This is a genomic window from Aureimonas sp. Leaf324 (assembly GCF_001423245.1).
Lineage (GTDB): Bacteria > Pseudomonadota > Alphaproteobacteria > Rhizobiales > Rhizobiaceae > Aureimonas.
The window spans coordinates 84749-97245 of the sequence record NZ_LMOH01000028.1; the positions used below are offsets into that span (position 1 = coordinate 84749).

At 70.1% G+C, this 12497-nt stretch carries 13 protein-coding genes; 10 read left to right on the top strand and 3 right to left on the bottom strand.

From position 1 onward, the window contains the following. Positions 1 to 21: 21 nt before the first annotated feature. From ASF65_RS18435 to ASF65_RS18465, 7 genes are all read left to right on the top strand, one after another. Entirely contained in the window at positions 22 to 681 is a 660-nt protein-coding gene (locus ASF65_RS18435) for a thiamine phosphate synthase (protein ID WP_055893014.1), read from the top strand. Next, a complete protein-coding gene (locus ASF65_RS18440) occupies positions 678 to 1712 on the top strand; it encodes a tetratricopeptide repeat protein (protein ID WP_055892555.1) in 1035 nt (344 codons plus the stop codon). Before ASF65_RS18435 ends, ASF65_RS18440 begins: the two co-directional genes overlap by 4 nt. 147 nt (positions 1713 to 1859) lie before the next feature. Further along, on the top strand, positions 1860 to 2714 hold the full coding sequence (locus ASF65_RS18445; protein WP_055892558.1) for an inositol monophosphatase family protein: 855 nt from the start codon (positions 1860 to 1862) through the stop codon (positions 2712 to 2714). Positions 2715 to 2861: 147 nt separating this feature from the next. Next, complete coding sequence (locus tag ASF65_RS18450; RefSeq protein ID WP_055892561.1) at positions 2862 to 3908, top strand: hypothetical protein; 1047 nt, start codon at positions 2862 to 2864, stop codon at positions 3906 to 3908. Positions 3909 to 3912: 4 nt separating this feature from the next. Then, a complete protein-coding gene (locus ASF65_RS18455; RefSeq protein ID WP_055892565.1) occupies positions 3913 to 4947 on the top strand; it encodes a peptidoglycan -binding protein in 1035 nt (344 codons plus the stop codon). Further along, positions 4944 to 5636 carry a YafY family protein gene (locus ASF65_RS18460; RefSeq protein ID WP_055892569.1) on the top strand — a complete coding sequence of 231 codons (693 nt, stop codon included), beginning with the start codon at positions 4944 to 4946 and terminating at the stop codon, positions 5634 to 5636. The genes ASF65_RS18455 and ASF65_RS18460 overlap by 4 nt, the downstream gene beginning before the upstream one ends. 48 nt (positions 5637 to 5684) lie before the next feature. Continuing rightward, positions 5685 to 6053: a hypothetical protein gene (locus tag ASF65_RS18465; protein WP_055892571.1), complete on the top strand. Its 369-nt coding sequence runs from the start codon at positions 5685 to 5687 to the stop codon at positions 6051 to 6053. Positions 6054 to 6091: 38 nt separating this feature from the next. Here ASF65_RS18465 and ASF65_RS18470 read toward each other — a convergent pair whose 3' ends face one another. Together ASF65_RS18470 and ASF65_RS18475 are read right to left on the bottom strand one after the other, a co-directional pair. After that, positions 6092 to 7315 carry a PLP-dependent aminotransferase family protein gene (locus ASF65_RS18470; protein ID WP_055892575.1) on the bottom strand — a complete coding sequence of 408 codons (1224 nt, stop codon included), beginning with the start codon at positions 7313 to 7315 and terminating at the stop codon, positions 6092 to 6094. Between the two features lie 77 nt (positions 7316 to 7392). Beyond that, on the bottom strand, positions 7393 to 9123 hold the full coding sequence (locus ASF65_RS18475; RefSeq protein WP_156369391.1) for an ABC transporter transmembrane domain-containing protein: 1731 nt from the start codon (positions 9121 to 9123) through the stop codon (positions 7393 to 7395). 275 nt (positions 9124 to 9398) lie between these two features. Here ASF65_RS18475 and rpmE point away from each other — a divergent pair, with 275 nt between their 5' ends. Beyond that, positions 9399 to 9620, top strand: coding sequence for a 50S ribosomal protein L31 (gene rpmE, locus ASF65_RS18480; RefSeq protein ID WP_055892581.1), 222 nt, complete (start codon positions 9399 to 9401; stop codon positions 9618 to 9620). A gap of 130 nt (positions 9621 to 9750) precedes the next feature. Here rpmE and ASF65_RS18485 read toward each other — a convergent pair whose 3' ends face one another. Continuing rightward, positions 9751 to 10272, bottom strand: coding sequence for a DUF1465 family protein (locus ASF65_RS18485; protein ID WP_055892584.1), 522 nt, complete (start codon positions 10270 to 10272; stop codon positions 9751 to 9753). 353 nt (positions 10273 to 10625) lie between these two features. Between ASF65_RS18485 and ASF65_RS18490 the strand changes: the two genes are divergently transcribed. After that, on the top strand, positions 10626 to 11627 hold the full coding sequence (locus ASF65_RS18490) for an NAD(P)H-quinone oxidoreductase (protein WP_055892587.1): 1002 nt from the start codon (positions 10626 to 10628) through the stop codon (positions 11625 to 11627). A 145-nt stretch (positions 11628 to 11772) separates the two neighbouring features. Next, a complete protein-coding gene (locus tag ASF65_RS18495) occupies positions 11773 to 12477 on the top strand; it encodes a DUF1013 domain-containing protein (RefSeq protein WP_055892590.1) in 705 nt (234 codons plus the stop codon). The last annotated feature ends 20 nt before the right edge of the window (positions 12478 to 12497 follow it).

A 12497-nucleotide genomic window follows, 5' to 3' on the forward strand; every position in this document is an offset into this window, starting at 1 on the left:
CCCGCTGCGCAGATGTTTCTCATGACCGAAGACGACCGTATCCGCCCCCGACTGGTCCTGGCGACGACCCTCCTGCCGGACGGCGATGCCGGCGAGGCGGCCCTGAGGGCTGCGCTCGGCGCGGGCGACGTCGCCTCGGTGCTGATCGATCCGGCCGGCCGCCAGCCCGGCCCGTTCCAGGATTTCGCCGAACGGCTGGTGCCGCTGATCCAGGAAGCGGGCGCGGCCGCGATCGTCGCCGAGGACACGCGCTGCGCCGGCCGCGTGCGCGCCGACGGCTTCCACGACGCCTCGGGCAGCGTCGCCGCGCTGCGTGAGGCGGTCGGCCGCTTCTCGCCGCGCCTCATCGTCGGCGGCTCCGGCTTCACCACGCGCCACGATGCGCTGGAGGCGGGCGAGTGCATGCCGGACTACATGTTCTTCGGCAAGCTCGGCGCCGACAGCGCGGCCGCGCCGCTGCGCCGGAACCTCGAACTGGCCGAATGGTGGGCCTCGATCGTCGAGATCCCCTGCATCGTGCAGGGTGGATCGGATCTGGCGACGCTCGCCAGCGCGATCGAGACGCGCGCCGAGTTCATCGCGCTGTCGAGCGCCGTCTTCGCCGATCTCGGCGCGGCGGCCGCGCAGGTCGAGGCGGCCAACCGGATGATCGACCGGGCGATGGAGGAGGCCACGGCATGAAGCGCGCCGCGCTCCTCGCCACCCTTCTCTTCGGCTCGCCGGCTGTTGCGCAGGATGCGGCCGCCCCGGCGCCGCCTGCACCCGACGCTGCGACCGCCGCGCCATCCGCCGGCACGTTGCCGGCGCCGGCGCTGTCGCCCAACCTCTTGCCGACGCCGGTCGCGAAGGCCACCGACGATCCCGATGCCGCTGACGGCACCTCGGCGAGCGCGCAGGCCTATGGGGCCTTCCAGCGCGGCTACTACCTGTCGGCGCTCCGGATCGCCGAACCGCTCGCCAATCTCGGCGACCCGGCCGCGCAGACGCTGCTCGGCGAGATCTATGGGCGCGGGCTCGGCGTGCCGCGCGACGAGACCGAGGCGGCGCGCTGGTACGGCGTCGCGGCCAAGGCCGGCGTGCCGGAGGCGCAGTTCCGCTACGCGATGCTTCTGATCGAGGGGCGTGCGGTCGCGCACGACGACGCCATGGCCCGCGACCTGATGAAGGCCGCGGCCGATGCCGGCAACCCGCTCGCCGCCTACAACTACGGCCAGATGCTGATCCGCGCCGCGCCGACCGGCGGCTTCGGCGATGCCGCCGGCTATTTCCGCAAGGCGGCAGAGTCCGGCCTGCCCGACGCGCAGTATGCGCTTTCCCAGTTCTACGCCTACGGCAAGGGCGTCGAGAAGGCCGACGACGCCGAAGCGCGCCGCTGGCTGACGGAAGCCGCCAAGAGCGGCAGCGACACGGCGCAGATCGAGCTCGGCATCTGGCTGATCAACGGCCGGGGCGGGGCGCCGGACCCGGTGGAAGGTTTCCGCTGGCTGAAGGGCGCGGCCGAGCGCGGCAACCCGATCGCCGTCAACCGCATGGCCCACCTCTACAAGGACGGCGTCGGCACCCCGCGCGACCGGGCGCAGGCGGCGATGTGGACGGTGCTCGCCCGGCGTGCTTCCAATTCCGATGCGACGCTCGACGGCTGGTTCCGCACGCTGCCGGACGCCGACCAGAAGGGGGCGCTCGAAGCCGCCAACCGGTTCCGGGCCAGCTGACGCGCCGGACTTGAACCGGCCGGCGTTTTGTGGTTCCAAGGCGCCCGTTCCCCATTTCGTCCCGTGCCGCACCCGGCTGCGGGAGTGCGGCGTCCGCCCCGGCGGCCGCCGCCCGTTCTTTCGATTGTTGTCAGGAAAGTGGAAGCCATGGCCCGTTCGGCGCTGATGAACGTGATGACGCAGGCCGCCATGAAGGCGGGGCGCTCGCTCACGCGCGATTTCGGCGAGGTGCAGAACCTCCAGGTCTCGATGAAGGGACCGGCCGACTTCGTGGCCCATGCCGATCGCAAGGCCGAGGAGATCGTCTTCCAGGAACTGTCGCGCGCGCGGCCCGACTGGGGCTTCCTGATGGAGGAGCGCGGCGCGATCGAGGGCCGCGATCCCCAGCACCGCTGGGTCGTCGATCCGCTCGGCGGCGCCACCAACTTCCTGCACGGCATCCCACATTTCGCGATCTCGATCGGGCTGGAGCGCGACGGCCAGATCGTCGCCGGCGTGATCTTCAACCCGGCGACGGACGAGCTCTACTCGGCCGAAAAGGGCGGCGGCGCCTTCCTGAACGATCGGCGCATCCGCGTCGCCGCGCGCACCAAGCTCGCCGAATGCGTCGTGGCGACGGGCATTCCCCATCTCGGCCATGCCGACCACGCGCGCTACCTCTTCGAGGCCCGCAAGATGATGGGCGAGGCGGCCGGCATCCGCGCCTTCGGCTCGACGGCGCTGAACCTCGCCTACCTCGCCGCAGGCCGCATCGATGGTGTGTGGGAGCACTCGCTGCAGCCCTGGGACGTCGCGGCCGGCTCGATGCTGGTGCGCGAGGCCGGCGGCTTCGTCACCCATTCCGACGGCTCGAAGTTCGAGTTCGTGGAGGGCGACATCGCCTGCGGCAATGAGATTATCCACCGCGCGCTGGTGGGCGAACTGAAGAAGGCGGCGACCGCCATGCGTGGAACGCCCCAGCCCAAGGCCGAGGACGCCGACGCGCCCGAAGCCGCCTCCTGACGCCGGACGGCGTATCCCGGTGGCCCGGTTTCGGGCCGCCAAAGCCTTGTGAGCCGCGCGCTTTTGCCGAAAAACCGGTTTGCAGCGCGCGCCCGCTCGGCTAGCTTCGCGCCCAGCCAGCGACTTCGCCAAGCGGGTGCCGTATCGATGCAGGTTTCGAGTTCTCCTCCCGACGGCCGCCCCCTCGCGCATAGGGGGCCGGAACGGTTCTCCAGCCCGCTCGTCTTCCTGTGGGCGATGCTGGTGTTCCTGGCGCTCGCCGGGTTCGTGGCGATGATCCTCGGCCGGCAGGTCATTCAGGCCTTCTCGACCAATCCCGGCCTCAACGGGCTGATCCTCGGGGTCCTCGCCGTCGGCATCCTGATGGCCGTCCTGCAGATTGGGCGGCTGGCGCGCGAGGTGCGCTGGCTGAACGCCCTGCGCGACAACGACCGCGAGCGCCGCGCGCGATCGCCCGTGCTGCTCGCGCCGATGGAGGCGATGATCGGCCACGGCGCGATGCCGCGCTCGCTTCCCGCCCCATCGGTGCGCGCCATCCTCGATTCCGTCGGCGGGCGCCTCGACGAGCAGCGAGACGTGTCGCGCTATCTCGTCGGCCTTCTCGTCTTCCTCGGCCTTCTCGGCACGTTCTGGGGCCTTCTGACCACGATCGGCTCGATCTCGGCGACGATCCAGTCGCTCGATCCGGCGGCCGGCGATGCGGCGACGGTGCTCGATTCGGTCAAGAACGGCCTGTCCGCGCCGCTGTCCGGCATGGGCACGGCCTTCTCGTCCTCGCTGTTCGGCCTGTCGGGCTCGCTGGTGCTCGGCTTCCTCGACCTTCAGGTCGGGCGCGCGCAGAACCGCTTCTACATCGAGCTCGAGGACTGGCTCTCGACCGTCGCGGTCGAGGCGGGCCATGCCATGCCGGCGACGGTCGCCGTTCCCGACGGCGCGGTCATCGGATCCAGCGGCGAGGAGTTCCGCCTCCTGTCGGACCGGATCAACCGGCTGGTGCTGGAGCACTCCACCAGCCCCCGCACCTCGGCCGCGATGGCAAACCTTGCCGAGAGCATCCAGGGTCTCGTCCAGCACATGCGCGGCGAGCAGCAGACGCTGCGCGACTTCGTCGAAGCGCAGGCGGGCGAGCAGCGCGAGATGCGGCGCGTTCTGGAGCGGCTCAACCGGTCGCTGACCGAGATCGAGCGGAACTGACGCCATGGCGCTCGGGCGCGGACGCCGGCTGCGGCGCGAGGTCGACTACTGGCCGGGCTTCGTGGACGCCCTGTCCACGCTGCTTCTGGCCATCATGTTCCTTCTGTCGGTCTTCGTGATCGCGCAGTTCCTGCTCAGCCGCGACCTGTCGGGCCGCGACACCGTGCTCGACCGGCTGAACTCGCAGATCGCCGAGCTCAACCAGCTTCTGGCGCTGGAGCGCTCCAACTCGACCGATTTCCAGGACCAGATCTCGGCGCTGCAGGCCTCGCTTGCCGGTGCCGAGACCGAGCGCACGCGGCTTCAGGCGGCGCTCGACGGAAGCCGCGCGGGGGCGGGCGCTTCGGGCGCCGGGAACCAGGTCGGCGATCTCCAGGCGGCCGTGGAATCGGAGCGCCAGGTGTCGGCGCAGGCTCGCACCCAGATCGACCTCCTGAACCAGCAGCTTTCGGCGCTCCGCCAGCAGATCGCGGCGCTCGAGGACGCGCTCGGCGCCTCCGAGAGCCGCGACCGCGAAAGCCAAACCCAGATCGCCGATCTCGGCCGCCGCCTGAACGTCGCGCTCGCGCAGCGCGTGCAGGAACTGGCGCGCTACCGCTCGGACTTCTTCGGCCGCCTGCGCGAGATCCTCGCCGACCGCGACAACATCCGCATCGTCGGCGACCGGTTCGTGTTCCAGTCCGAGGTGCTGTTCTCCTCGGGCGCCGACGTGCTGCAGCCGGCGGGGCGCGACGAGATGGAAAAGCTCGCCGAGGCCATCATCCAGCTCGACCGCGAGATCCCCTCCGACATCAACTGGATCATCCGCGTCGACGGCCATACCGACAACGTGCCGATCACCGGCGGCCGGTTCACCGACAACTGGCAGCTGTCCACCGCCCGCGCCGCCGCCGTGGTGCGCTTCCTCGTCGGCGCGGGCGTTCCGGCCAACCGCCTCGCGGCGACTGGCTTCGGCGAGTTCCAGCCGCTGGTGGCGGGCGACACGCCGGACGCGCGTGCCCGCAACCGGCGCATCGAGCTGAAGCTCACCGAGCGATGACGCGCGCCGCACGGCTCCTCGATCTCGTGGAGCTTCTGCGTCGTCACCGGCGCGCAGTGGCGGGCGAGACGCTCGCCGCCGAACTCGGTATCAGTCTGAGGACGCTCTATCGCGACATCGCCGTGCTTCAGGGGCAGGGCGTGCCCGTCGAGGGCGCGGCGGGCCTCGGCTACGTCCTGCGTCCCGGCCTCACGCTTCCGCCCCTGATGTTCGACGAGGACGAGATCGACGCGCTGGTGCTCGGCCTGCGCCTCGTCACGCGGCGTCTTCCCGAGACGCTCGGTCCGGGCGCGGCCGGTGCGCTCGCCAAGATCGAGGCGGTCCTTCCTGCGAACCGTTCGGCCGAAGCGGTGCAACTCTTCGCAGGCGGCGCGGCGGCCGAGGAGTTCGCCTGCCTCGGCACGATCCGCGAGGCGATCCGGGCGGAGGACGCGCTCGCGATCCGCTACACCGACAAGGCGGGCGTCGCATCGCAGCGCGCCGTTTGGCCGATCATCGTCGGCTTCTTCGACCAGGCGGAGGTGCTCGCCGCGTGGTGCGAGATGCGCGGCGACTTTCGCCATTTCCGCCTCGACCGGATAGCCGAAGCCGTGCCGGCCGGGCGACGCATGGGCCGCCGCCACCGCGTGCTCCTGGCCGACTGGCGCCTGATGCGCGACGCCGAGCGCTGTGCTGCTGACATGGGCTGACAGGAGGACGGTTTAGGCAGGGGACGTTCAAACCGAACGGAGCCCGTCATGACCCCCTACCTCCTCTTCTATGTCGAAAATCCTGCCGACTCGGCTCGGGCGATCGAAGCCCTTTTCGGCCTCGCGCCCGTCGAGCGGTCGCCGACCTTCGTCCTCTTCGTGTTGGACGGCATGCGCCTCGGCTTTTGGCGCGCCGACGGCGTGGAGCCGGCACCGCAGCCGCGCGGCGAGAACAGCGAACTGTCGATCGGCGTCGACACGCGCGAGGCGGTCGACCGCCACCATGCCGGCTGGCAGGAGAAGGGTCTTGCCGTCCTCCAGGCGCCGACCGAGATGGACTTCGGCTACACCGCCGTTGCTTCGCTGCCCGGTCCGTTCCGCCTTCGCGTGTTCCGGCCCGGCGAGATGCAGGGCTGAAAAGGCATGACCAGGGCGTCGTCGGGCCTGGCGTGGCCTCAGCGACGCGCCAGTTCGTCGCGGATCAAACGGCCGAGGCGGGGGATGCCTTCCGTCACCGCGCGCTCGTCCGCGAGCGTGAAGGACAGGCGGAGCGTGTTGCGGCCGGAGCCGTCGGCGAAGAAGGCGCTGCCCGGCACGAAGGCGAGGCGCTCCTCCGCGACCGCGCGCGCGAGAAGGGCGGTCGTGTCGATGCCGTCCGGCAGCGTGACCCAGATGAACATGCCGCCCTCCGGCCGGCTCCACGCGACGCCGGCGGGCATCGCCGCTTGAAGCGCGGCGAGGATCGCGTTTCGCCGCTCGCCGTAGACACGGCGGACGGTCTCGACCTGCGCGGCGTAGCTCGTCTCGGCGACGTGCAGGATCGCCATCTGGTTGATCGAGGGGCTGTGGAGGTCGGCCGCCTGCTTCATCAGGACAAGCTTCTCCACGATGCGGCGCGGCGCGCAGATCCAGCCCATCCGCAGGCCGGGCGCCAGGATCTTGGAGAAGGAGCCGCAATAGATGGTGCGCGCGGCGTCAAGACCGCCGGAGCGGGCGCAGTCGAGCGCGATGATCGGCGGCACCGGCTCGCCGTCGTAGCGCAGCGCCTGATAGGCGGCGTCCTCGATCACGGCGCAGTCGAGCTCACTCGCGAGATCGAGCACCCCCTCGCGCTGCGCACGGGTCAGCGTCTCGCCGGTCGGGTTTGCGAAGTCGGGCACGAGATAGGCGAACTTGACGCGGCCGCCAGCCGCGGCGGCGGCCTCTGCGTACTCGGCCGGCGTCGTGTTGCCGCCGTTCGGCTGGAGGCGCGCATAGGTCGGCTCGTAGGCGTTGAACGCCTGGAGCGCGCCGAGATAGGTCGGCCAGGTCACCAGCGCCGTGTCGGCGGGCGACAGCATCAGCTTGCCGAGATAATCGAGGCCCTGCTGCGAGCCGGAGGTGATGAAGATGTTGCCCTCGTCGCAGGGCACGCCGAGATCGGCCATGTGGGCGGCCAGCCAGCGGCGCAGCGGCAGGTAGCCCTCGCTCACCTGATACTGCAGCGCCGCGTTGGCCCCGGCGCCGCCGAGAACGTCGGCATAGGCCCGGCGGAACGCCTCGTGCGGAAACAGCGACGGGTCGGGAATGCCGCCGGCGAAGGAGATGATGTCCGGCTGGTCGAGGAGCTTCAGGAGCTCCCGGATTTCGGACGCCTTCATGCGGCTGGAGCGGGTGGCGAAGAGATCGGTCAGGGTCATGTCTTTCCTCCTGACCCTGCTTCACACCCGGCGAGAAAATATGTCAATAATGCTGACCTATTTTCTCGGACGGGACCTTATTCGGCAGCCCCGCGTAGGGCGGCTTCCGCCGCGCCGAACTGGAGGCGCGCGAGGCGGGCATAGGCGCCGCCGGCTTGGATCAGGCTGGCATGCGTTCCCTCCTCGACGATCCGCCCGGCATCCACCACGAGGATGCGGTCGGCCTTCAGGATGGTCGCGAGACGATGGGCGATCACGAGGGTCGTGCGGCCCCGCATCAGCCCGTCCAGCGCCTTCTGTACGAGGCCCTCGCTTTCGGCGTCGAGCGCCGAGGTCGCCTCGTCGAGAAGGAGGATCGGCGCGTCGCGCAGGATGGCGCGGGCGATCGCCACACGCTGGCGCTGGCCGCCCGACAGGGTGATGCCGCGCTCGCCGACCGCCGTGTCGAAGCCGTCCGGCAGATGGCGCACGAAGGGCGTCACGAGCGCCGCCTCGGCCGCCGCCTCGATCTCGGCGCGGCTCGCCTCCGGCCGGCCGAAGGCGATGTTGGAGGCGAGCGTTCCGGCAAACACCGTCACGTCCTGCGGCACCAGCGCCATGCGACGGCGGAGCGCTTCGAGCCCGACATGGCGAATGTCGATCCCGTCGACCGTGATGCGGCCGGCCGTCGGATCGTAGAAACGCTCGAGCAGGGAGAAGATCGTCGACTTGCCGGCGCCCGACGCGCCCACCAGCGCCACGGTCTCGCCGGGGCGCACGTCGAAGGACAGGCCGCGCAGCGTCTCGCGGCCGGGGCTGGTCGGATAATGGAAGGCGACGTCCTCGAAGCGCACCGCGCCGAGCGCGCGGGCGGGAAGGGGCAGGGGGGCGGCGGGATCGGCGATCTCCGGCCGGTCCTCCAGAAGCTCCGACAGGCGCTCGGTGGCGCCCGCCGCCGCCGTCAACTCGCCCCAGACCTCCGAGAGTTGGCCGAGGCTGGAGGCGGCGAAGACGGCGTAGAGCAGGAACTGGCCGAGCGTGCCCGGCGTCATCGTGCCGCCGATCACCTGCTGCGCGCCGACCCAGAGCACGGCGACGATCGAGGCGGTGACGAGGAAGATCGCAAAGGCCGTCAGCGCGGCGCGCGCCGAAACCGAGCGGCGCGCCGCCTCGAAGGCGTCGTCGACGGCCGCATCGAACCGGCCGCGTGCCTCCCCTTCCGCGGTGAAGGCCTGGACCGCGCGCACGGAACCGATCGCCTCGCCGGCATAGGCGCTGGCGCCGGCCAGAACGTCCTGCGCGGCGCGCGAGCGGGCCCGCACCTGACGGCCGAAGGCAACGAGCGGCAGGACGATGAGCGGGATGGCGCCGAGCACGATGGCGGACAGGCCGGGGCTCGTCACCACCATCATGGCGGCCGCGCCGATGAAGAGGATCGAGTTGCGCAAGGCGAGCGAGGCGGTGGCGCCGACCGCGGACTTGATCTGCGTCGTGTCGGCGGTGAGGCGCGAGACGATCTCGCCCGACAGGTTCTTGTCGTAGAAGGCCGGCGACAGCGTCAGGACATGGGCGAACACGTCCTTGCGGAGCGCCGCGACCACCCGCTCGCCGATCGTGATGACGAAGTAGTAGCGCCCGGCACTCGCCAGCGCGAGGACGAGCGCCAGAACGCCCAACATGCCGAAATAGGTGTTCACGAAGCCGGCGTCGGCGGAGGCGAAGCCGTGGTCCACCACGCGGCGCACGGCCAGCGGCAAGGAGAGGGTGGTGACCGAGGCGAGCGCCAGGAAGAAGAGCGCGGCGGCCACGTGGCCCTTGTGCTCCATCATGTAGGGCCACAGGCGCGCCAGCGGCTTCAGCGTGCGGCGGGACGCCCCGCTGCCGGCTTTCTCGGCGGTTCCGTTTCGCAAATCGGCTGTCCCTTGCGACCGCCTGCGCGGCCCTTGTGCGCTATCGGGCCCTGATGTATAGGCTCGCCCTTGAATTTGAAAGCGATCGCGCTCCTCATTCCGGTCCTTGGTCGAAATGTCCACCCGGCACCCCGCCGGCGGGCCATCACTTGGGATCTCAGTGGGTGCGAGCGCGTGAAGCTGGGAACGAAGAGATGAAGCAGAACATCCACCCCGACTACCACACGATCACGGTCGTGATGACCAACGGCACCGAGTACCAGACCCGCTCGACCTGGGGCGCCGAGGGCGACAAGCTCAACCTCGACATCGACCCGATGAGCCACCCGGCCTGGACCGGCGGCAACCAGCAGATGCTGGACCGCGGCGGCCGCGTGTCGCGCTTCAAGAAGCGCTACGAGGGCCTCGGCATCTGATTGCCGACCTTTCTGCGAGTTCTCGAAAAACCCGGCTTCGGCCGGGTTTTTTGTTGCCCGCAGCCCAAACGAAAAGGGCGCGCCGGACCATGATCCGACGCGCCCTCGATCTTCGCAGGAGATGGGAGCCTCAGACGGCGAAGGCCGTCCGCAGAAGGTGCATCTGCTCGCCCACCGGGTTGCCCGACGCTTCCGGCCGCGGCTCGCCGTAGATCTCGCGGTCGAGGATCGCGACGCGGCGCTCCAGCATCACCGCGCGCTTGACAAGGTCGCGGAACGCTTCGGGCAGCTCGTCGTAGAAGGGCGAGTCGGCGCCGCCGCCGATCCCGTCGAGCCGCACCTTGACCTTCTCGGCCTCGACCTGCGCACGCGACATGTCGCCCTGGTTGGCGGCGCGCTGCAGGAGGAGCCACGAGGCCACCTGCATCAGGCGCGTCGTCAGGCGCATGGATTCGGCGGCATAGAGCGTCGAGGCGCCGCGCGAGATGGTGCGCGCGTCGCGTCGTCCGTCGCCGTCGAGATAGGCCGCCGTCTCGTCGACCAGCGTCATGCCCTCGTCGAAGATCGGCTGGAAGTTGGAGGAGAACGCAAGCCGCTCCGCCAGCTTGATCGTCCGGGCTGAATCGCTGTGATCGAGAACTGAGTGTGTCATGCGCGGGAAAACCGATCTTGAAGCGAATCGTTGCACGCGACGCGGCGTCCGAACGCGCGTCGCTGCCCTGTTGCCGCTAGAATCCACTGCCCGGCCCCCTTCCGCAAGCCGCGCTGCCTCAGGATAGTTAACGGCCGGAAAGCATGTGGACAGTCCGCGATCGCGGCAAAAAGAGAGCCGCACGGGGCGGCTCTTGAAGTTCAACAGGGAGATTCGACAACCGGCAAGGTCGCCATCCAAAGCAATCTGGACTGCCCCGACTATGCGCCGGAATGGTGAACGAGGCGTTAACGGGGGACAGACATTTGGTCGCCTCGCGTTAAGTGTCGTCCCGCAGCCAGGAGATCGGCCCCATGACGACGCCCCAAGAGATGACGATCATTGCCCTCGACGGCCACGGTGGGCCGGAGGTCCTGAAACCCCGCCGTGCCCCGGTGCCGCGCCCCGGTGCGGGCGAGGTGCTGATCGCGGTTCGGGCGGCCGGGGTCAATCGGCCGGACGTCCTCCAGCGGATGGGCGCCTACCCGCCGCCGCCCGGCGCACCGGACTGGCCGGGCCTCGAGGTCGCCGGCACGGTGGCGGCGGTCGGGCCGGGCGTGTCGCGCTGGCGCGAGGGCGACCGGGTGATGGCGCTCCTGTCCGGCGGCGGCTACGCCGAGTTCGCCCTAGCGGACGAGGGCTCAGTGCTGCCGGTTCCCGGCGGCATGGGCTTCGTCGAGGCGGCGGCGATCCCCGAGACCTTCCTCACCGTCTGGCACAACGTCTTCCAGCGCGGCGGGCTGACGTCCGGCGATACGTTTCTCGTCCATGGCGGCACGTCGGGCATCGGCACGGTGGCGATCCAGCTCGCCCACGCCTTCGGCGCCCATGTCGCGACGACGGTCGGCAGCGACGACAAGGCTGAGGCCGCGCGGCGCCTCGGGGCCGATCGCGCGGTGAACTACCGCCGCCAGGACTTCGCGGCCGCCCTCAAGGACTGGCAGGGCGGCCGCGGCATCGACCTTACGCTCGACATGATCGGCGGCGACTACCTGCCCCGCAACATCGAGGTGGCGGCCGTCGACGGCCGCATCGTCCAGATCGCCCATCTCAACGGGCGCAAGGGCGAGGTCGATCTCTTCGCCATCATGCGCAAGCGCCTGACGCTGACCGGCTCGACGCTGCGCGCGCGCGACAAGGCGTTCAAGGCGGCGCTCGCCGCCGAGCTCGAGGCGAAGGTCTGGCCGCTCCTGTCGGAGGGGCGCGTGAAGCCGCTGATCGACACGACCTATCCGCTGGAGAAGGCGTCCGAGGCGCATGCCCACATGGACGTCGATCACATCGGCAAGATCGTCCTCGCCGCCTCGCCCGAGTAGGTCGGACGGAGACCGCTGGCCCCGGCGCCGCGCATCGTTCCTTGCGAAGCGCGCGGCGCATGCCTATAGTCAGCGTCGATTTCCGGAATTCGTGGCGTGACCACAGCCTGCCTGACCGGGGCCGGCCTACAGGAGACCTATATCCATGGCTCAGCAGCTTCTGATGCCCAAGGCCACGGCCGTCTGGCTCGTCGACAACACGTCCCTGTCCTTCGACCAGATCGCCGAGTTCTGCACCCTGCACCCCCTGGAGGTGAAGGCGATCGCGGACGGCGAAGCGGCGCAGGGCATCAAGGGCATGGATCCGATCATCACGGGCCAGCTCACGCGCGACGAGATCGTGCGGGCCGAGAAGGACGAGAAGTATCGCCTGAAGCTCGCGCCGCCCAAGGTGCGCGTGCCGGAAGCCAAGCGCAAGGGACCGCGCTACACGCCGGTCTCCAAGCGCCAGGACCGCCCGAACGCCATCCTCTGGCTGGTGCGCAACCATCCCGAGCTGAAGGATCCGGCGATCTCGCGGCTCGTCGGCACCACCAAGCACACGATCGAGCAGATCCGCGAGCGCACCCACTGGAACTCGGCCAACCTGCAGCCGATGGACCCGGTGACGCTCGGCCTCTGCTCGCAGATCGATCTCGACCTCGAGGTCGAGAAGGCCTCGCGCGGCATGCCACGTCCGGAAGAGGTGGCCGAGGAGGAGCGCCTGCTGTCGGCCGCGCAGACCCAGAACTACCGCTCCGGCAGCGCCCGCGAGGACGGCGAACTCGATGCTGCCGCCGTGTTCGCCAAGCTCACCTCGATGCGCCGCACCGAGCCGGAGGAGAACGCGGAGGAGGACGAGCTGCGCTGAGCGCACGTCCCCTCGTTCGA